Here is a 19,992-nt window from a genome sequence, read left to right on the forward strand (position 1 = left end):
AGGAAATAATAATGACTGTAAAAGTAGGTATTAATGGATTTGGCCGTATTGGTCGTAACGTATTTCGTCAAGCTTTAAATAATAATGAGGTAGAAGTGGTAGCGGTTAATGATTTAACTGATGCTAACATGCTTGCTCATTTACTAAAATATGATTCTGTACACGGAAAACTTGATGCAGAAGTTACTGTAAATGGTTCAAATATTGTTGTAGCTGGTAAAGAAATTAAAGTTTTATCTGAGCGTGATCCTGCAAATCTTGGTTGGGGTGATCTTGGTGTAGAAGTTGTTATTGAATCTACTGGTCGCTTTACAAACCGTGCAGATGCGAAGAAACACTTAGATGCTGGTGCGAAAAAAGTAGTTATTTCTGCTCCTGCAAATGATGAAGATCTTACAATTGTTATGGGTGTTAATGAAGATAAGTATGACGCTGGAAGCCACCACGTAATTTCGAATGCATCTTGTACTACAAACTGTCTTGCACCGTTTGCTAAAGTACTTAACGATACGTTTGGTCTTAAGCGTGGTATGATGACAACCATTCACTCTTATACAAACGACCAATCAATTCTTGATCTACCGCACAAGGACTACCGTCGTGCACGTGCGGCAGCTGAGAATATTATTCCAACATCTACTGGAGCTGCAAAAGCAGTATCATTAGTTTTACCTGAACTTGACGGTAAATTGAATGGTATGGCAATGCGTGTACCTACTCCAGACGGCTCATTAGTTGACTTAGTTGCTGAGCTTGATAAAGATGTAACAGCAGAAGAGGTCAATGCTGCATTTAAAGAAGCATCTGAAGGTAAATTGAAAGGTATTCTTGGATATAGTGAAGAGCCATTAGTATCTGCTGACTATGTTGGTAACCCAAATTCTTCTACTATTGATGCCCTTTCCACAATGGTTATGGAAGGAAATATGGTTAAAGTAGTATCTTGGTATGATAACGAAATGGGTTATTCTGCACGTTGTGTAGATTTAGCTGTATTTCTTAAAGAAAAAGGCCTTTAATTTAAAGTTTGAATAAAAAATAGTAAATTAAGGAAACTTAAAATGGGAGGGGGATCATTCCTCCTTCCATTTTTATAATTATTAATTGATTAAATGTGTAATTTTCTGTTTAAAAGGAAGTACATAGGTGAAATAAACAGATAAGAGATAATAGACAGGAGGGTTTCGATTATGAACAAAAAAACATTACGTGATATAGATGTAGCCGGTAAAAAAGTTTTTTGTAGAGTCGATTTTAACGTTCCAATGAAAAATGGTGAGGTGACGGATGAGACAAGAATTCGTGCAGCATTACCAACCATCCAGTATTTAGTTGAGCAAGGTGCTCGGATTATTTTGTCTAGTCACTTAGGTCGTCCTGATGGTCAGGTAGTTGAAGAATTACGATTAGACGCTGTAGCTAAACGTCTTAGTGATTTATTAGGGAAAACAGTTACGAAAACCGATGAGGTTTATGGAGATGAAGTTAATCAAGCACTAGCTGGATTGGCCGACGGGGATGTTTTGCTAATAGAAAACGTTCGTTTCCATCCAGGTGAAACAAAAAATGATCCGGAATTAGCAAAAGAATTTGCAAAAATGGCTGATTTCTATGTAAATGATGCGTTTGGTGCAGCTCATAGAGCTCACGCTTCAACAGCTGGTATAGCAGAACATTTACCATCTGCTGCGGGCTTATTGTTAGAGAAAGAACTAAGTGTTTTAGGTAAAGCTTTATCCAATCCAGATCGTCCATTTACTGCAATTATCGGTGGTGCGAAGGTAAAAGACAAAATTGGAGTAATCGATCACCTATTAGATAAAGTAGACAATCTAATAATTGGTGGTGGACTTGCCTATACTTTTATCAAAGCACAAGGTCATGAAATAGGTAAATCCCTACTTGAAGAGGATAAAATTGAGCTAGCAAAAGAATTTATGCAAAAAGCTAAAGATAAAGGCGTGAATCTGGTTTTACCAGTTGACGCTGTTGTTGCAGATGACTTTTCAAATGATGCTAACATCAAAGAAGTAGCGATTGATAGTATCCCTGCGGATTGGGAAGCACTAGATATTGGACCAAAAACCCGTGAAAAATTTAAGGGGATTGTAAAAGATTCTAAACTTGTGATTTGGAATGGACCAATGGGAGTTTTTGAAATAGAGGCTTTTTCAAATGGGACAAAAGCTGTTGCAGCCGCACTTGCTGAAACAGAGGGGTACACTGTAATTGGCGGTGGAGATTCTGCAGCTGCTGTTGAAAAGTTCAATTATGCGGATAAAATGGATCACATTTCTACTGGTGGTGGAGCTTCTTTAGAGTTTATGGAAGGTAAGATTCTCCCTGGTGTTAATGTGCTTAGTGATAAATAAAGTAAAAAAGGAGAGGTGTTTACATGCGTAAAAAAGTAATAGCAGGTAATTGGAAAATGAATAAGGACCTTGCAGAGGCAGAACGATTTATTGTTGAAACAAAAAACAGCGTTCCTAGTGGTGACAAGGTTGAATCTGTTGTTTGTGCTCCGTTCCCGTATCTATCTGCACTAGTTGAAAAAGCAAAAGGAACAGATGTTCAAATTGCCGCTCAAAATATGCATTTTGAGGATAATGGTGCTTTTACTGGTGAAGTAAGTCCAGTAATGCTAAAAGATATTGGTGTTACTTATGTTGTTATCGGTCATTCTGAGCGTCGAGAATACTTTAATGAAACAGATGAAACAGTTAATAAAAAAGTTCACGCAGCTTTCAATCATGCCTTAACACCGATCATTTGTGTTGGTGAGACATTGGAACAGCGCGAAAGTAATGAAACAATGTCTATCGTAGAATACCAAGTAAAGAAAGCGCTAGAAGGTTTAAGCGAACAGCAAGTACATGATACAATTATTGCTTATGAGCCTATCTGGGCTATTGGAACTGGAAAAACTGCTTCATCTGAACAAGCAAATGAAGTTTGTACACATATTCGTGGTGTTGTGAACGGATTTGTCTCACCTGATGCAGCTGAAGCTGTACGCATTCAATATGGCGGAAGTGTAAAACCTGCAAATATTGATGAGTTACTTTCTCAATCTGATATTGATGGTGCATTAGTTGGTGGTGCTAGTCTTGAAGCTGATTCTTTCTTAAAATTGGTGGAGGCTGGTGCAAAATGAGTCAGGATAAACTAGCTGCACTTATCATCTTGGATGGCTATGCTATCCGTGATGAGGTAATTGGAAATGCAGTTAAGCAAGCAAATACTCCTAATTTTGACCGTTACTGGAACCAATTTCCACATAATCAACTAGAAGCTAGTGGGGAAGCGGTTGGCTTACCTGAAGGACAGATGGGGAACTCTGAAGTCGGACATTTGAACATTGGCGCTGGTAGAATTGTTTATCAGAGTTTAACAAGAGTTAATTTATCTATTCGTGAAGGGGACTTTTATGAAAATAAAGCCCTTGTAAAGGCCGTGAAATACGCTAAAGAACACGATAAAGCGTTGCACATTTTCGGTTTACTAAGTGATGGTGGAGTTCATAGTCACATTGAACATCTCTATGCACTACTTAAGTTAGCTTCAGCATACAATCTTGAAAAGGTTTATGTTCATGCATTTCTAGATGGTAGAGACGTTGGACAAAAATCAGCTAAGAAGTATATTCAAGCTGGGCTTGATACGATGAAAGAGTATGGTGTAGGTGAATTTGCAACAATTTCAGGCCGTTACTATTCAATGGATAGAGACAAACGCTGGGATCGGGTTAAAAAAGCATATGATGCAATGGTTTATGGAGAAGGACCTAAGTACACGGATCCTCTTCAAATAGTTGAAGACTCTTACGAGAATGGCATTTTTGATGAATTCGTCATTCCATCAGTAATTACCGATGAAGACGGAAAACCTAAAGCAACGATAGAGGATGATGATTCACTTATTTTCTATAACTTCCGTCCAGATCGTGCGATTCAAATTTCTCGTACATTTGCCAATGAAGATTTCCGCGATTTTGATCGTGGCGATAAAGCCCCAAAAAATCTTCACTTTGTTGGATTAACAAACTTTAGTGAAACAGTTGATGGATTTGTTGCATATGAACCGGTTAATTTAGATAATACTGTTGGTGAAGTTCTAGCTCAAAATAACTTAAATCAATTACGTATTGCTGAAACCGAAAAGTATCCACACGTTACCTTTTTCATGAGTGGTGGTCGAGAAAAAGCATTTCCAGGTGAAAAGAGAATTTTGATTGACTCACCAAAAGTTGCAACCTATGATTTACAGCCTGAAATGAGTGCATATGAAGTCACTGACGCTCTATTAAAAGAGTTAGATGAAGGTAATCAAAATGCGATTTTATTAAACTTCGCAAACCCTGACATGGTTGGTCACTCTGGAATGCTAGAGCCAACAATTAAAGCAATTGAGGTTGTTGATGAGTGTCTAGGGAGAATTGTAGATAAGATTATTGAAAAAGGTGGGCATGCTATAATAACAGCAGACCATGGTAATTCTGATGAAGTAGTTTCGTTAGATGGTGATCCAATGACCGCCCATACAACAAACCCAGTACCAGTTATTGTTACTAAAGAAGGTATTGAGTTAAGAGATGGTGGGATTTTAGGAGACTTGTCACCAACACTATTAGATTTGTTGGAAGTTGAGCAGCCTAAAGAAATGACAGGAAAAACACTAATTAAAAAATAAGTAAAATGGTGAAGGAGAGATATTAAAATGCCTTATATTACAGATGTTTATGCTCGCGAAGTACTAGATTCACGTGGTAATCCGACAGTAGAGGTTGAAGTATTTACAGAAACAGGTGCATTCGGTTCAGCTTTAGTACCAAGTGGTGCGTCAACTGGTGAACACGAAGCAGTTGAATTACGTGATGGTGACAAAAATCGCTATCTTGGCAAAGGTGTCCTTAAAGCAGTTGAAAACGTGAATGAAATTATTGCGCCTGAATTATTAGGACTAGATGTTACTCGTCAGGTAGTCATCGATGAATTACTAATCGACCTTGATGGAACAGAAAACAAAAGCAAACTAGGTGCTAATGCAATTCTTGGTGTATCTATGGCTGTAGCACATGCTGCCGCAGATTATTTAGGAGTACCACTATATACTTACCTTGGTGGATTCAACGCAAAAACTTTACCTACACCAATGATGAACATTGTTAACGGTGGAGAGCATGCTGATAACAACGTAGACATTCAAGAATTTATGATCATGCCAATTGGTGCTCCATCTTTCCGTGAAGCATTACGTATGGGAGCGGAAATTTTCCACTCACTTAAGAAAGTATTAAGTGCGAAAGGTTTAAATACTGCAGTAGGTGATGAAGGTGGTTTTGCTCCAAACTTAGGATCAAACGAGGAAGCATTATCAACTATCATTGAAGCAATTGAAGCTGCTGGTTACAAGCCAGGAGAAGAAGTTATGCTTGCAATGGATGTAGCATCTTCTGAATTCTATGAAGATGGTAAGTACAACCTTAAAGGTGAAGGTGTAGTCCGCACTTCTGAGGAAATGGTTTCATGGTACGAAGAAATGGTTAACAAGTACCCAATCATTTCAATTGAAGATGGCCTAGACGAGAATGACTGGGAAGGTCACAAGCTTCTAACAGACCGACTTGGTGATCGTGTTCAACTTGTAGGTGATGATTTATTCGTTACTAACACTAAGAAATTAAAACAAGGTATTGAGCAAGGCGTCGGTAATTCTATCCTTGTAAAAGTGAACCAAATTGGTACACTAACTGAAACTTTTGAAGCTATCGAAATGGCTAAGCGTGCAGGTTATACTGCAGTTATTTCTCACCGTTCAGGTGAAACTGAAGATGCAACTATTGCTGATATTGCTGTTGCTACAAACGCAGGTCAAATTAAAACAGGTGCACCATCTCGTACAGACCGTGTTGCTAAATACAACCAGCTTCTTCGTATTGAAGATGAGCTAGTTGGAACAGGCGTATATGCTGGAGCTTCTGCTTTTTACAATTTGAATAAGTAATTAGTTATAATAACAAAGCTGCTATTTGAGAGGAATAACCTCTTAAATAGCAGCTTTTTTTGTTATATTAATTTTTAATCTTCACAGTTGATGAAAATTACGACGTAACTTTTGCTTGCAATTTGCTTTCTATCTTCTTTTTATATCAGCTGCTATACAACCGTTTCGGCAGAATACTTCGCTTTCCGTGGGCACGACCTCAGCCTCCTCAGAAGCAAAGTACGCTTCTTGCGGGGTCTTCGGAACGCGCTGTTCCCACAGGAGTCTACGTATTCTGCCTTCACTAGTAATAGAGTCTGATTATCGATAGTAAAACCCATAAACACTAAGTTTCACGTACATTTCTCCAATTGAAAGGGAGTGTTTTCTGCAGCTTAGAAAAGCTTTCTATTCAAGTGCGAAAATACCAATGATGTTTAATAATACTCAGGACTTGAATTATCTCCATGAGTCTACTTCCAATGAAATTTTGGTGTACTTGTACCTACACTTATAAGTTGGTTGATTGGAGCGGAGGGCAGTCGACTCCTGCGGGAAAAGCAACAGCTGAAAATCCCGCAGGAAGCGGTTTTCTTCCGAGGAAGTTGAAGCGTTGCCCGCGGAAAGCGACTGACCGAAGCGGATATCAACATAGCAGTAACATCGTAGTTTATACATCTTGTGTCAAAATCACATTCTTTTTAAAAGTAGTATCTAATCAAGTTGACCTGAGGTCACTTCTTGAATTGCTTGTTTTTGTTGGTCTAAGTTTCGACGTGCTAAAGCTAATGCTTCTTGATTGTCAGTCACTACAGCAGCCTGAGAAAGAGACCGCTCGGCAGTTTCTAATGAATTTTTTATCTGTTCCAAAACTTGTTTATTTGGGTGGCTTTTTGCCTGAGTAATTGTGTTTTGCAAGTGCATTATCGACTGTTGAGCTTGTGCTAGTTGACTTTGCTCTTTAAAGCTTGAGATGTTATTATGTTTCAATTGTTAGTCCTCCTAAGTAATGAATTCATGTTAGTAATTTGCTTTAAAAACGCTTAAATATACATTTGTAGAGAACAGAAACATGGAAATTGATTAGTCATAAAAAAGGCTTGAAGGATATAATCCCTCAAGCCCTTGATGTTATTGATTTGTTTTTTCTTTAATAAATGCTTCTACTTCTTCGGCAGTACTCATTGCTAGTAGCTGCTCCTTATAGGAAGACAATTCTTTCTTTGAAAGATCTCTTAATTGAGTACGTGCAGGTAAAATTGATGTGGCACTCATACTGAATTCATCTAAACCTAAACCAAGGAGAATTGGGATAGCAATTGAATCTCCTGCCATTTCTCCACACATGCCGGCCCATTTTCCTTCTGCATGAGCTGCGTCTATAACATTACTAACAAGGTTTAATATTGCTGGATGATATGGTTGGTATAGATATGAAACGCGCTCATTCATCCTATCTGCTGCCATTGTGTATTGGATTAAGTCGTTAGTACCTATGCTGAAGAAATCAACTTCTTTAGCAAATTGTCGAGCAATTACTGCAGTAGAAGGTATTTCTACCATAATTCCAACTTCGATAGTTTCTGACACGTCTTTGCCTTCACTCTTTAGATTCTCTTTTTCCTCTAATAGTAGTGCTTTAGCTTGACGAAACTCATCTAAGGTTGCAATCATTGGAAACATTATTTTTAAGTTCCCGTAGACACTTGCACGAAGCAATGCACGTAATTGCACACGGAAAATGTCATCGCGTTCTAAGCATAATCGAATCGCACGGAATCCTAGAAAAGGATTCATTTCTTCTGGTAATTTCAAATAACTTAGCTCTTTATCCCCGCCAATATCCAATGTACGAACAACAACCGGTTGATCTTTACCCATTTGATCTAAAACTGATTTATATGCTTCAAATTGTTCTTCCTCTGTAGGAAGTTCAGTTTTACCCATATATAAGAACTCAGTTCGATATAGACCAACACCTTCGCCACCATTATTTTTCACACCAACAACATCTTCAGGTGTTCCAATGTTAGCCACTAGTTCAACGTGTTCGTTATCGGCGGTAACTGTGGGTTCATCTTTGAGCTTGGCCCACACTTGCTTTTGCTTCTCAAAATCATCTTGTTTTTTCTTATAAGTGCTCAATTCTTCTTCAGTTGGATTAATTATTACTTCCCCATCAATTCCATCGACTATAATCAAATCATCTTTATTTACGCTTGTTGTGATCGTTTTGGTACCAACAACAGCAGGAATTTCCAATGACCTAGCCATAATAGCCGAGTGGGATGTGCGTCCACCAATGTTTGTAGTAAAGCCTTTTACAAACTGTTTGTTTAACTGTGCTGTGTCAGAAGGGGTTAAATCTTCTGCAACTATAACAACTTCCTCATCAATTAAAGCAGGATCAGGGAACGTCACATTTAATAAATGTGCCATTACTCGCTGTGTTACGTCCTGAATGTCTGCAGCACGTTCTCTCATGTATTCATTGTCCATAGCTTTGAACATGTCGATGAACATATCTGCTGTTTCTTTAAGAGCCGCTTCAGCATTGGCATTGTCAGATTTTATCTTGTCTTCAATAGGTTTAATCAATTCTGGATCACTAAGTACTAATAAGTGGGCAGAAAAGATCTCTGCATGCTCGTCCCCAAGATTTTTTCTTGCATTTTCTTTAATTATTTCTAATTCTTGTTTTGAAACTTCTAACGCTTCTTTCAACCGTTTAACTTCTGCTTCTGGACTATCAACTTTCTTTTTTTCAAAAGATAAATCAGGAACTGCCAATTTGTAAACCTTAGCAATGGCAATTCCACTAGATGCTGCAATTCCGGAAATGTTACTCATTAATTATTCTCCTAATCCTTCTTGTTTGACCGCATCAATAATAGCTTGCAAAGCTTCTTCTTCATCTGCACCTTCTGCAACGATCTTTATTTCAGAATCTTTTGGTATTCCAAGTGACATAACGCCCATGATTGATTTCAAGTTTACAGATTTTCCGTTATATTCCATCTTGATTTCTGATGAGAATTGACCTGCCTTATTTACTAATACCGTCGCTGGTCTTGCGTGTACTCCTGTTGCATCAGTAATTGTAACTGTTTGTTCTACTGCCATATCAAAAACCTCCATATAAAATTATAATTTTGGGATAACTCTTAAATCAATTTTACCCTTTTTCTAGGTCCTTTTTCAAGAATCCTAATATAAATGCACTAACTAAGGTACCAGTTACTATTGCGAGCAAATATAGTAACGGATTTCCTTCTACTAATCCAGCTACTACGATACCACCATGAGGTGCTCTAAGTCCAATATCAAACAACATCGTTAAGGTACCAGCAACTGCTGAACCTATGACTAAGGAAGGAATTACTCGTCCAGGGTCTGCTGCTGCAAACGGAATAGCTCCTTCTGTTATGAAAAATGCACCTAAGGCGTAGGCTGACTTACCAGCTTCCTTTTCTTCTTTAGTAAATTTATTTTTAAAGATTGTTGTAGATAAAGCAACTGCTAGTGGTGGGACCATTCCTCCCGCCATAATGGCAGCAATAAAGTTCAGGTTACCTGCATCTAACATGGCGATACCAAATGTATAGGCTGCTTTATTAATCGGACCACCCATATCAATAGCCATCATACCACCAAGTATTAACCCTAATAGAAGAAGATTTGTATCTCCCATTCCCTGTAACCAGCTTGAAAGTCCTGTATAGATGGTTGTTAAAGGTGGGTTTATGAGAAGCATGATGACACCGGTAAGACCTATACTGAATACCGGATAGAGTAAAACTGTTTTAATTCCGTCAAATGCAGCTGGAAGTACTTCAAGTGCTTTTTTAACTAGAATTGTAAGATAACCCGCCAAGAAACCAGCAATTAACCCACCTAAAAATCCTGAGCCTCCAGAAGCACCTTCAACACCAGAAGTAATTGCAATTAAACCAGCTACCATACCAGGTGCGAATCCAGGTCGATCGGCAATACTTGACGCAATAAAACCTGCAAGTACTGGAACCATTAAATAGAATGCATTTGCTCCACCAATAGTGTTAAGCATATCCGAGAAAAGATTATAGTTTTCACTTGTTGGGTCTGTCGGATTAATTCCACCAAATAAAAAGGAAAGTGCAATTAAAATACCACCACCGACAACGAATGGAAGCATATTGGATACGCCATTCATTAAATGCTTGTAAAAACCAGTTCTGCCTTTATGATCGGCTGAATCATTGTTTGAAGAGTCATCGCCTTGGTATATGGGAGCATCTTTTTTCATAGCTCTTTCAATCAATTGCTTTGGTTCATGAATTCCTTTTGCGACAGGTACTTGAATAACGTGTTTACCTTTAAATCGATTTGTTTCAATTTTTGTGTCTGCAGCAATAATAATTGCATCAGCGCTCTCAATTTCTTCTGCAGTTAATCGGTTTTTAACACCTCCTGAACCATTAGTTTCTACTTTCATATTTATGCCCATGTCGCGAGCAGTATTCTTTAGTTTGTCTGCTGCCATATAGGTATGTGCAATTCCAGTTGGACAACCAGTAACAGCGAGAATTGTTTGAGTACCCTTTTCTTCTTGCTCTGGCTGTTCTTCACTATCTTCTTGCTCTTTATCATTAATTATTTTAAATATCTCATCATCACTAGTTGCTCCTTCAAGTTTTTGACGGAATTTATCATCCATTAAAAAAGAAGACAAACGTGATAATGTTTCAAGGTGTGTTTGGTTTGCTCCTTCTGAAGCGGCAATCATAAAAAATAAATGTGAGGGTTGACCATCTAAAGATTCATAATCAATGCCCTTTGTTGATCGTCCAAATACGATCGCCGGTGTTTTAACGGCAGCTGTTTTAGCATGTGGGATTGCAATACCTTCACCAATTCCTGTAGTGCTTTGCGATTCACGTTCCAAGATAGCTTCTTTAAATACTTCTTTATCATTGAGACGTCCAGCCTCATTTAGTTTATTGATTAACTCATCAATAACAGAGGACTTAGTTTTTGATTCTAATTCGATGATGATTGTATCTTTTTTTAATAAATCAGTGATGTTCATACTAGAACCTCCTATGAATTCTAACGTGTATTGTTAGTTACATTGTTTTTACAACAATCTTTTTTACCAGTTCCTCTACATCTTCCTTCTTACAAAGGTCTTCACTAAATGCAGTGGAGCTTCCAGCTGCTACAGCGTATTTGAAGGCCTCAAGTGGCTCGTTGTTTTTTGAATATGCCGCCAAAAACCCTGCTACCATGGAGTCACCAGCGCCAACAGTATTCTGAACGGTACCGGTGGGAACTGAAGCGATGAACTGATTATCCTCGCTTGTGTAAACTGCACCTTGACCACCCATTGAAACAATCACATGAGTCGCACCTTTTTGATTTAGTTTTAATCCATAATCTAAGGCATCCGTAAGGGATGTTATCGTTGTATTAAATAACTCTTCAAGTTCGTGTTGATTTGGTTTAATTAAAAATAGGTCGTGACCAACAATTTCTTTTAAGGCTTTACTAGAAGTGTCTGCTATCATTTTGATACCTTTTTCATTGCATATCGTTGCTAATTGGGAATAAATATCATCTGGGACAGAATTAGGAATACTACCGGATGCTACTAAAATATCTCCGTTGCTAAGACCTTTTACTCTATTAAATAATTGCTGAAGTTGAATTTCAGATATGTCCGGACCTGACCCGTTGATTTCAGTTTCTGAATCAGACTTAAGCTTCATATTAATCCTAGTCTTTCCTGTTAGTTCGATAAAGTCGGTATGAATACCCTCGTTTATCAACTCACTCTTTATGAATTCACCGGTGAATCCACCAACAAATCCTAATGCCGTATTTTTAACATCTAGACGTGTTAACACACGGGATACATTGATCCCCTTTCCGCCTGGATAATAAAATGACTTTTCTCCACGGTTCAATCCACCCGACTTAAACTGAGCGACGTGGATAATGTAATCAACTGACGGGTTTAATGTACATGTATAAATCAAGACGACACAACCTTTATACTTGTTTTGTTTTCAATCAAATTCAAAAAAGCCTGATCGATTTTATTAATAATAATTGTGGCATCATCCAATTCAGCAATTTTAGCAAAGGAAACCTGGTTAAGCTTTGAGGAATCAGCCAGCACAAATGCTTGTTGTGATAACAGTAATGCTGCTTTCTTTATCATTACTTCTTCTGGATCTGGAGTTGTGAAACCATAAACAGGATGAATACCGTTCACACCAAGAAAACACTTATCGAATCGATAGTTATTTAGGCTTGTTTGGGCACCGTATCCAACTAGGGCCCTTGTTGTATGTTTTACAAATCCACCTAGTAGATACGTACTAATTTTATAATCACATAAAGCGTCTAAGTGTGTGAGACCATTGGTCACTACTGTCACTTGTTTTTCAGCTAAGAAAGGAATCATTTCAAAGGTACTTGTTCCTGCATCTAGATAAATACAATCACCATTATTAACAAGGGAAGCAGCATAAGATGCCACTGCTTTTTTTTCTACTATGTTTTGATTTGTTTTTTCTGGATAACTAAGTTCTTGGCTAATCGGTTGTTTTTTTGTAGCGCCACCATGAATACGTATTAGTTTTCCTTGTATTTCTAATTCACTTAAATCTCTTCTAATTGTTGATTCAGACGAAGCAGTTAAGTCTACAAGCTCTTGTATTTTTAATGTATTATTCCTATCAAGCTGCTGTAATATGATTTGATACCGTTCAGTTGTAAGCAAGGTCCAACCCTCCCATGTGAATTAAGTACATGAAACATGAACATCATCAATAACTAGAATAGTCGAGTGCATATAATTACATTATTGAAGTATAAAGCATTAGTCATCACGTTTCAATCATAAAACATCATAAACAACCAAAATCATTCAATTTAGTTCATAAAATAGTCAAAAGCCTTAGAGTATAACTCTAAGGCTTTGCACCGTATGATATATTATCTAATATTTGTGGCTGAATGATTCTAGAAAAACAGATTTGCACTTTCGCATAGCTTGTTGCTGTTGATCTAAAATGCGACGTAACTTCTGTTTGGATTTACTCCGTTTGCACATTTTTTGAATCAATGCCATGCTAACGCTTCGTCAGAATGCTTCGCTTTCCGTGGGCACGACCTCAGCCTCCTCAGAAGCAGAAGAGCACTTCTTCCGGGGTCTTCGGAACGCGCTGTTCCCACAGGAGTCTACGCATTCTGACTACGCTGGTAGTGTTCTGATTATCGGAGAATAAAACCCGTGAATCTATGTTTCATGGACATTACTCAAATTGAAAAAGAGTATTCATCCGCAGCTTAGAATAGCTTTCTGTTCAAGTGAGATGAACTTCCTCCATGAATGTTTATATCACTAAATATCACTACTCTCACGAAGAAAGTGATTGTATTTTTAAGAAGTCTTTGTGTATCTCTTACGTAGTATAATGTTGTATTTGATAGCTTCAATAAATCAACAGCTATTTAATCTTTTCTGTTGGATAATTGGAGCGGAGGGAAGTCGACTCCTCGAAAATACAAACCAATTTTCTTCGTGTGATGCAATGCTGCCGGAGAGCCTTCCTTGTCCTGCAGGAAAAGCAAAAGGTTTTGGATGGGGCGAGTAATCGCAGTCCCACGCGTCTGAAGAGCCCGCAATGGTGGTTTTCCACGAGGAGGCTGATGCCGTGCCGGCGGAAAGCGACTGCCCGGAGCGGAAATCAACATAGCAGTCGATTATGGAAAAAGTGGAGAAATAATATAAATAAAAAGCTACGTCGCATTCTATAGTTTTTGCTCCATTAACAATAACCCTTTAAAAAACTGCCTTATGTTTCAATTGTTTGGTTAATCCAATTTAATATATCTTGAAAGACTTCTTCTCTGTTTGTTTCATTTAACATTTCGTGCCTGCCATCTTTATAGAAGATACTCTCCATATTATCGATTCCGTGCTTACTATATTGAGCAATAACTTTTTTGACTCCGGTTGTCTGGTTTCCAACTGGATCTTTGTCTCCACTAATAAACAAGATAGGTAAATCCTTGGAAATTTGTTCTATTAATTGATCATCAATAATCATTTGTAACCCATCGAATAAATCATAAAAAAAGGAAGCTGAAGGTACAAAACCACTATGGGGATCATCGATATATAACTTTACCTGTTCCTTGTCTCTGGAAAGCCAATCAAACTTTGTTTCGGTGTTTGGAAACTTTTTATTAAAGGCTCCAAAAGCAAGGCGATTTAATAAGAGTGATGGAGTTGAATTCCCTTTTTTACGTACTTCTCGTTTAGCAATTTTTTTACCGAATGTGGTAACAATAGAAGGATTATAACCAGTTCCAGACAGAATTACTCCATCCAATACGTTGTATTTTTGAATATATCTTCTTGCAAGGAAAGAACCCATACTATGACCAAATAAAATGACTGGAACATTAGGAAACTCTTGTTTTATTTGCTTTGTAATTTGATATAAATCATCAACTGCTTTTTCGAAGCCTTGTTCCTCTGCAAAATATCCCATCATTCCCTTGTTTTCACCTGTTTTACCATGGCCTCGATGGTCATTACCATATACAAAAATTTTATTATCTATAAGAAAGTCGGAGAATTCCTGATAGCGCTTGATATGCTCTGCCATACCATGTGCAATTTGGATGATAGCCTTGGGAGATATTGAGTGGTTTGTCCACTTTTGCATGTAAATTTTTTCTTTGTCTATTGTTTCTATCCATTCAACGGTAGGTTCCATTATTTAGCCTCCAATTTTAGTAGTAGAATAAGGAAATTATCTTTATTAATTATAATAAAGTATTCTTCTTTAGGGAAGCGTTATACTTCGCACGGTAGTTAGTTCAAACTAGATATTTATCTTGCAAAAACTCTATCATTTATGCTACATTATAGAATATGTATTAGTGTGTCTTAGGAGGTGTACGCAACATGTATGGAGTTGCGATTACGTTATTAATAATTGATGCCATTGCTCTTATCGTTTTAGTATTATTACAGTCAGGAAAAAGTGCTGGACTTTCTGGTGCGATTTCTGGTGGTGCAGAGCAATTATTTGGTAAACAAAAGGCTCGCGGTATCGACGCGGTATTACACCGTGCAACAGTAGTTACCGGAGTGCTCCTTTTTATTCTTACGTTTATGGTTGGTTACGTCATATAAGGTAAATTGAATAAAAAAACAGATCCCTTTACTACGTTGTGGTAAGGGGATCTTTATTTTAAATCAGGTTTTTTATAAGCCGGGTTTATGAAACATTCGGATATCTTTGTTACTATTAACCCAAAATAGAGTTAATACATAGAAAAAAGGGGATGAATGGATCACCATGAAAATAAAGCAACCTCAAGCCTTTACGTTTAAAGGAGGAGAACGTGCGGTATTACTACTACATGGCTTCACTGGACATACTGCAGATGTAAGAATGCTGGGAAGATTCTTAGAAAAAAAAGGATACACCTGTCATGCACCGATATATCGCGGACATGGGGCGCCACCTGAAGAGTTAGTTAAATCCACTCCCGAGCAGTGGTGGGAAGATGTTCAAAATGCATTAAATCACTTGAAGAGCTTAGGGCATAAGGAGATTGCTGTTGCTGGGCTGTCATTAGGTGGAGTTCTTGGTTTGAAATTAGCTTATTCGGAACCAATAAAGGGTATTATTCCAATGTGTGCTCCGATGTTTTTCGACAATAAAACACAACTCACTAAAGGATTTAAGCTATTTTCTAGAGAATATAAACAATTGGAACAGAAGGAAGAAGAAACGATTGAAAAAGAAGTAAACAAATTGATGGATCAATCAGATGAAATGTTTGAATCGCTTGGTAACCTTATTAAAGAAGTAAAGGAGCATATTGATCATATTTATGCCCCGACGTTTGTAGTACAAGCAAGAAAAGATCAGATGATTAATTCGGATAGCGCAGATTATATTTATGAAAACGTAGAAGCAGATAAAAAAGATATCAAATGGTATGAAAATTCGGGTCACGTTATTACATTAGATGACGAGAAAGAACAGTTACATGAAGATATTTATCAGTTTTTAGAATCATTGGAGTGGAATTAGGGGATCATAATAGTAAAACTTATAATTTTGTGACTATTCTAAGATAGTTTTAATAAACGAAAATTGGAAGGAAGGTGAGCGTTTGAATAACAATGAGATGAAACAGAGAATTTTAGAATATTTCAAAGAAAATGCTTCAAAACCGTTAGCGGTAAATGAGATTGAGGAAATATTAGATTTAAATGACTCTGATCAGTTCACAATACTGATGAAAATATTAAATGAATTAGAAGAATCAGGAGAACTAGTACAAACTAGAAAGAACCGTTACGGAACACCAGAGAGAATGAATTTAATTCGCGGAAAAATCCAAATGCACGCAAAAGGATTTGCCTTTTTAATCCCAGATGATGAGACCCAAGATGATGTCTATATTAATCATGCTGATCTTAAATCAGCGATGAACAATGATAAGGTGTTGGCCCGAATTGAAGGGCGAGATGAGCAAGGTAAACGCCCAGAAGGTGTTGTCATTAGAATTTTAGAACGGGCAGCAACGGAACTTGTTGGTACCTATGATGATAATGGTAACTTTGGCTTTGTTATTGCTGATGATAAGCGGATTCCAAATGATATTTTTATACCTAAGAACGCCTCAAAAGGCGCTGTTAATGGTCATAAAGTAATTGTCAAAATCACTAAGTACCCAGAAGCCAGAATGAGTGCGGAAGGTGAAATAACACAAATATTAGGTCATAAAAATGATCCTGGCATGGATATTATATCAATCATCTATAAGCATGGCATTCAAGTGGACTTTCCAGAAGAGGTATTACAACATGCAGCAGAGGCGCCAGACAAAATTAATGAAGAGGAAATAAAAAACAGACGTGACTTGAGAGACGAAATGATTGTCACAATTGACGGCGCAGACGCAAAAGATTTAGATGATGCGGTAACAGTGAAAAAACTGGAAAATGGAAATTATAAGTTGGGAGTTTATATTGCTGATGTAACTTATTATGTAGAAGAGAACTCCCCTATTGACAATGAAGCTTCTGACCGTGCTACTAGTGTTTATTTAGTAGACCGCGTAATACCAATGATTCCACACCGTCTATCAAATGGTATTTGTTCACTTAACCCACAGGTTGACCGTTTAACATTGGGTTGTGAAATGGAAATTAATCAAAATGGAGAAGTTGTAGGACATGAAATCTTTCAGAGTGTAATCAATACAACAGAACGCATGACCTATAATGATGTAAATAAAATTTTAGTAGACGAAGATGAAAGTGTAATCGAACGATATAAAAAACTAGTCCCAATGTTTAAAGACATGGAAGATTTAGCTGCTGCTTTGCGTAAGAAGCGTTTTGGACGTGGTGCAATTGACTTTGATTTTAAAGAAGCTCAGGTATTGGTCGATAATGATGGGAAAGCAGTCGATATTGCTTTACGAGAGCGTTCTGTCGCAGAAAGATTAATTGAGGAGTTTATGCTAGCGGCAAATGAAACTGTTGCAGAGCATTTCCATTGGATGGATGTTCCCTTCATCCACCGTATTCATGAGGATCCAAGTGAAGATAAATTACAGAAGTTCTTTGAGTTTATTGCAACATTAGGATATGTGGTCAAAGGTACATCTAATGAGATTCATCCACAAGCATTACAGAAGGTATTGGATGAAGTAAAAGGTACACAAGAAGAAATGATTATTTCGAAACTAATGCTTCGTTCAATGAAACAAGCAAAGTATGATCCGCAAAGTGTTGGACACTTCGGGTTAGCAACAGAATTTTATACACACTTTACTTCACCAATTAGAAGGTATCCCGATTTAATTGTTCACCGTCTAATTCGAACGTATTTAATAAATAAACAATTAGATGAAGCAACTCAGAGGCACTGGAAAGATAAAATGCCAGAAATTGCAAAGCATTCATCTGAAAAAGAACGCGGGGCAGTTGATGCCGAACGAGAAACAGATGATTTGAAAAAAGCTGAGTACATGCAAGATAAAATCGGTGAAGAATTTGAAGGTGTAATCAGTTCAGTTACTAGCTTTGGTTTATTTGTGGAACTGCCAAATACAGTAGAAGGACTTGTTCATGTTAGTTATTTAACAGATGATTACTATCACTTTGATGAACGTTCTTATGCGATGATTGGTGAGCGAACAGGTAATATTTTCCGTATTGGTGATGAAATTACGATTAAGGTCACTAATGTAAATTTAGACGAACGTGCTGTTGATTTTGAGGTAGTTGGGATGAAACCAAGAAAAGACAAAGGTCCATCGGATCGACCTAAAGTGATAAAAGCAAATCGTTCTGAATCTAAAGATCGCAAGGGCGGAAATGGTAAAACCAAATCAAGTGGACGAGTAAAACCACCAAAAGGTGCTGGGAAAAAAAAGAACAAGCCGAAGAAAAAAAAGAAGTAGACGGAGGTTAACCCTCGTCTACTTCTTTAAACTTTAATTTATCCAATTTCCATAAAGAATCCAAGCGTCAGTAACCTCAAAAGCCTCGGTTGTTGGAATTTTCTCATATCCTTGCTGAGAGAAGTCAACCCAGGCTTTAATTTCCTCAGGCTGCTGTTCTGTATAAGTAAAAATAGTCTCCCAAAATCCAGGTTGGTCAAAGTGGTCGTCCCAAAAGTATTTGACCTGTGCAAACCAATCATGCTTTTGGTCATTTTTTATTACCATAAACCGATTTTTGGAATGGTTTTCAAAAAAAGCAGACTGATTTAAGTGCTCGTCTGTTAGTAAATCTGGTGTTAATGGGAAAGGATAGTAGCACTCATATGGATAGATGCCCAATGTGTTTTCTTGAATGGAATTAATTAATGTTCTCTTCCTTTCAAGTTCTTCTACCCTATTCCATACCTCACCTTCCGTTCCACTAATTAGACACTTATTGATAACAGGCAAGGAATGAAGTTTAGTTATTGGCATTAGGCCAAGTTTCTCTATAACTCGACGCGCACCAATGTTCGCAACATTGGTATTTGCTCCGATCCATTTTATTGAAGGGTCTTTCTCCAATTCCCTTTTTATGTAGGATAAAATCTCTGTTCCATGCCCTTTTGAAAGGTAGCGATGGTCACTTCGTAGTCTGCCAAGCATTGCGTAGCCACCTGGAAAGACAGTGTACCCGCCGATAGCAAGTAGGTTATTTTGACTAAATAGTCCATATACAGCATTAGAGTCTGACTGTACGAGTTTAGGGAAAATTCTTATAACGTAATCGTCATCTATATTTGTTTGCATTTCCCGGACCAAAGTGATGTCATCTTCAGTAAGTTTTCTCATTTGTAGTAGTCCTTGATTCACTTTCCATACCCCTTTATTATGATTATTCAACTTATATTCTCACAAAAAAAGCTTGATTGTCTAATATTAAATTTGGAGACAATATTTAAATTGGAATCAAGCTTCGTTTCTGTTAAAATAAAGCTCACGGAGCAATAGGAGGTTACTGTTATGCCAAAAGGACAAGGAAAAGTCATTGCACAAAATAAAAAAGCAACTCACGAATTTTTTATCGAAGAAACATATGAAGCAGGCCTTGTATTAAAAGGGACTGAGATCAAGTCCATCCGTGCAGGTCGAGTCAATTTAAAAGATAGCTTCGCCCGGATTGAGAGGGGAGAAGCAATCATTTACAATATGCACATTGCTACTTATGAACAAGGGAATCAATTTAATCACGAGCCAACACGTACAAGAAAGTTATTGCTTCATCGGAAAGAAATTGACAAGTTAATCGGTGAAACACAACAGGCCGGTTACGCATTAGTTCCACTTAAAATGTATATAAAAAATGGAGTGGCAAAAATTCTAATTGGCTTGGGTAAAGGGAAGAAGAAATACGATAAACGGGAAGACTTGAAGCAAAAACAAGCTAAACGTGACATTGACCGAGCAATTAAAGACAATATGAACTAGTTATTACCA

General features: G+C 37.5%; 17 protein-coding genes. 9 read left to right on the top strand and 8 right to left on the bottom strand.

From position 1 onward, the window contains the following. The first annotated feature begins 11 nt into the window (after window positions 1-11). The 5 genes from gap to eno all read left to right on the top strand — a co-directional run bounded on the left by gap (window position 12) and on the right by eno (window position 6,003). Window positions 12-1,019, top strand: a complete 1,008-nt coding sequence (gap, locus tag GH741_RS05035) for a type I glyceraldehyde-3-phosphate dehydrogenase (RefSeq protein ID WP_153735690.1) — start codon at window positions 12-14, stop codon at window positions 1,017-1,019. 171 nt (window positions 1,020-1,190) lie between these two features. Next, the gene (locus tag GH741_RS05040; protein WP_153735691.1) at window positions 1,191-2,372 is read left to right on the top strand and encodes a phosphoglycerate kinase; all 1,182 of its coding nucleotides are present in this window, start codon (window positions 1,191-1,193) and stop codon (window positions 2,370-2,372) included. A 23-nt stretch (window positions 2,373-2,395) separates the two neighbouring features. Beyond that, on the top strand, window positions 2,396-3,154 hold the full coding sequence (gene tpiA, locus GH741_RS05045) for a triose-phosphate isomerase (RefSeq protein WP_153735692.1): 759 nt from the start codon (window positions 2,396-2,398) through the stop codon (window positions 3,152-3,154). Then, a complete protein-coding gene (gpmI, locus tag GH741_RS05050) occupies window positions 3,151-4,689 on the top strand; it encodes a 2,3-bisphosphoglycerate-independent phosphoglycerate mutase (RefSeq protein WP_153735693.1) in 1,539 nt (512 codons plus the stop codon). The genes tpiA and gpmI overlap by 4 nt, the downstream gene beginning before the upstream one ends. Window positions 4,690-4,716: 27 nt before the next feature. Beyond that, complete coding sequence (gene eno / locus GH741_RS05055; RefSeq protein ID WP_153735694.1) at window positions 4,717-6,003, top strand: phosphopyruvate hydratase; 1,287 nt, start codon at window positions 4,717-4,719, stop codon at window positions 6,001-6,003. Window positions 6,004-6,696: 693 nt separating this feature from the next. On the opposite strand, the gene GH741_RS05060 is transcribed toward eno, so the two are convergent. The 7 genes from GH741_RS05060 to GH741_RS05095 all read right to left on the bottom strand — a co-directional run bounded on the left by GH741_RS05060 (window position 6,697) and on the right by GH741_RS05095 (window position 14,756). Next, window positions 6,697-6,972 (bottom strand): hypothetical protein, encoded by a 276-nt coding sequence (locus GH741_RS05060; RefSeq protein ID WP_153735695.1) that lies wholly within the window; start codon window positions 6,970-6,972, stop codon window positions 6,697-6,699. A gap of 141 nt (window positions 6,973-7,113) precedes the next feature. Further along, complete coding sequence (gene ptsP / locus GH741_RS05065; RefSeq protein WP_153735696.1) at window positions 7,114-8,832, bottom strand: phosphoenolpyruvate--protein phosphotransferase; 1,719 nt, start codon at window positions 8,830-8,832, stop codon at window positions 7,114-7,116. Between the two features lie 3 nt (window positions 8,833-8,835). Then, window positions 8,836-9,105, bottom strand: a complete 270-nt coding sequence (locus tag GH741_RS05070) for a phosphocarrier protein HPr (RefSeq protein ID WP_153735697.1) — start codon at window positions 9,103-9,105, stop codon at window positions 8,836-8,838. Between the two features lie 52 nt (window positions 9,106-9,157). Continuing rightward, a complete protein-coding gene (locus GH741_RS05075) occupies window positions 9,158-11,050 on the bottom strand; it encodes a PTS fructose transporter subunit IIABC (protein ID WP_153735698.1) in 1,893 nt (630 codons plus the stop codon). Between the two features lie 37 nt (window positions 11,051-11,087). Further along, on the bottom strand, window positions 11,088-11,999 hold the full coding sequence (gene pfkB, locus GH741_RS05080; protein ID WP_153735699.1) for a 1-phosphofructokinase: 912 nt from the start codon (window positions 11,997-11,999) through the stop codon (window positions 11,088-11,090). Further along, a complete protein-coding gene (locus GH741_RS05085) occupies window positions 11,996-12,748 on the bottom strand; it encodes a DeoR/GlpR family DNA-binding transcription regulator (RefSeq protein WP_153735700.1) in 753 nt (250 codons plus the stop codon). Before GH741_RS05085 ends, pfkB begins: the two co-directional genes overlap by 4 nt. 1,078 nt (window positions 12,749-13,826) lie before the next feature. After that, window positions 13,827-14,756 carry an alpha/beta hydrolase gene (locus GH741_RS05095; protein WP_153735702.1) on the bottom strand — a complete coding sequence of 310 codons (930 nt, stop codon included), beginning with the start codon at window positions 14,754-14,756 and terminating at the stop codon, window positions 13,827-13,829. 191 nt (window positions 14,757-14,947) lie between these two features. Between GH741_RS05095 and secG the strand changes: the two genes are divergently transcribed. The 3 genes from secG (at window position 14,948) to rnr (ending at window position 18,474) form a co-directional block, all read left to right on the top strand. After that, window positions 14,948-15,178 carry a preprotein translocase subunit SecG gene (secG, locus tag GH741_RS05100; RefSeq protein WP_153735703.1) on the top strand — a complete coding sequence of 77 codons (231 nt, stop codon included), beginning with the start codon at window positions 14,948-14,950 and terminating at the stop codon, window positions 15,176-15,178. 166 nt (window positions 15,179-15,344) lie between these two features. After that, a complete protein-coding gene (locus GH741_RS05105) occupies window positions 15,345-16,088 on the top strand; it encodes an alpha/beta hydrolase (RefSeq protein WP_153735704.1) in 744 nt (247 codons plus the stop codon). Between the two features lie 97 nt (window positions 16,089-16,185). Beyond that, window positions 16,186-18,474, top strand: coding sequence for a ribonuclease R (gene rnr / locus GH741_RS05110; RefSeq protein ID WP_153735705.1), 2,289 nt, complete (start codon window positions 16,186-16,188; stop codon window positions 18,472-18,474). Window positions 18,475-18,507: 33 nt separating this feature from the next. On the opposite strand, the gene GH741_RS05115 is transcribed toward rnr, so the two are convergent. Next, a complete protein-coding gene (locus tag GH741_RS05115; RefSeq protein WP_153735706.1) occupies window positions 18,508-19,368 on the bottom strand; it encodes a GNAT family N-acetyltransferase in 861 nt (286 codons plus the stop codon). Window positions 19,369-19,518: 150 nt separating this feature from the next. On the opposite strand from GH741_RS05115, the gene smpB reads away from it, so the two are divergent. After that, window positions 19,519-19,983, top strand: coding sequence for an SsrA-binding protein SmpB (gene smpB / locus GH741_RS05120; protein WP_153735707.1), 465 nt, complete (start codon window positions 19,519-19,521; stop codon window positions 19,981-19,983). Window positions 19,984-19,992: the final 9 nt, after the last annotated feature.

Origin of the sequence: Aquibacillus halophilus (assembly GCF_009649745.1) — a bacterium.
Classification (GTDB): Bacteria; Bacillota; Bacilli; order Bacillales; family Amphibacillaceae; genus Aquibacillus; species Aquibacillus halophilus.

What these genes read in the sequence shown, in the direction of transcription:
- eno (WP_153735694.1), top strand. Translation starts at nt 4,717, where the DNA reads ATGCCTTATATTACAGATGTTTATGCTCGCGAAGTACTAGATTCACGT.
- tpiA (WP_153735692.1), top strand. Translation starts at nt 2,396, where the DNA reads ATGCGTAAAAAAGTAATAGCAGGTAATTGGAAAATGAATAAGGACCTT.
- smpB (WP_153735707.1), top strand. Translation starts at nt 19,519, where the DNA reads ATGCCAAAAGGACAAGGAAAAGTCATTGCACAAAATAAAAAAGCAACT.
- GH741_RS05105 (WP_153735704.1), top strand. Translation starts at nt 15,345, where the DNA reads ATGAAAATAAAGCAACCTCAAGCCTTTACGTTTAAAGGAGGAGAACGT.
- gap (WP_153735690.1), top strand. Translation starts at nt 12, where the DNA reads ATGACTGTAAAAGTAGGTATTAATGGATTTGGCCGTATTGGTCGTAAC.
- GH741_RS05095 (WP_153735702.1), bottom strand. Translation starts at nt 14,756, where the DNA reads ATGGAACCTACCGTTGAATGGATAGAAACAATAGACAAAGAAAAAATT.
- ptsP (WP_153735696.1), bottom strand. Translation starts at nt 8,832, where the DNA reads ATGAGTAACATTTCCGGAATTGCAGCATCTAGTGGAATTGCCATTGCT.
- secG (WP_153735703.1), top strand. Translation starts at nt 14,948, where the DNA reads ATGTATGGAGTTGCGATTACGTTATTAATAATTGATGCCATTGCTCTT.
- GH741_RS05040 (WP_153735691.1), top strand. Translation starts at nt 1,191, where the DNA reads ATGAACAAAAAAACATTACGTGATATAGATGTAGCCGGTAAAAAAGTT.
- GH741_RS05075 (WP_153735698.1), bottom strand. Translation starts at nt 11,050, where the DNA reads ATGAACATCACTGATTTATTAAAAAAAGATACAATCATCATCGAATTA.
- rnr (WP_153735705.1), top strand. Translation starts at nt 16,186, where the DNA reads ATGAAACAGAGAATTTTAGAATATTTCAAAGAAAATGCTTCAAAACCG.
- GH741_RS05070 (WP_153735697.1), bottom strand. Translation starts at nt 9,105, where the DNA reads ATGGCAGTAGAACAAACAGTTACAATTACTGATGCAACAGGAGTACAC.
- gpmI (WP_153735693.1), top strand. Translation starts at nt 3,151, where the DNA reads ATGAGTCAGGATAAACTAGCTGCACTTATCATCTTGGATGGCTATGCT.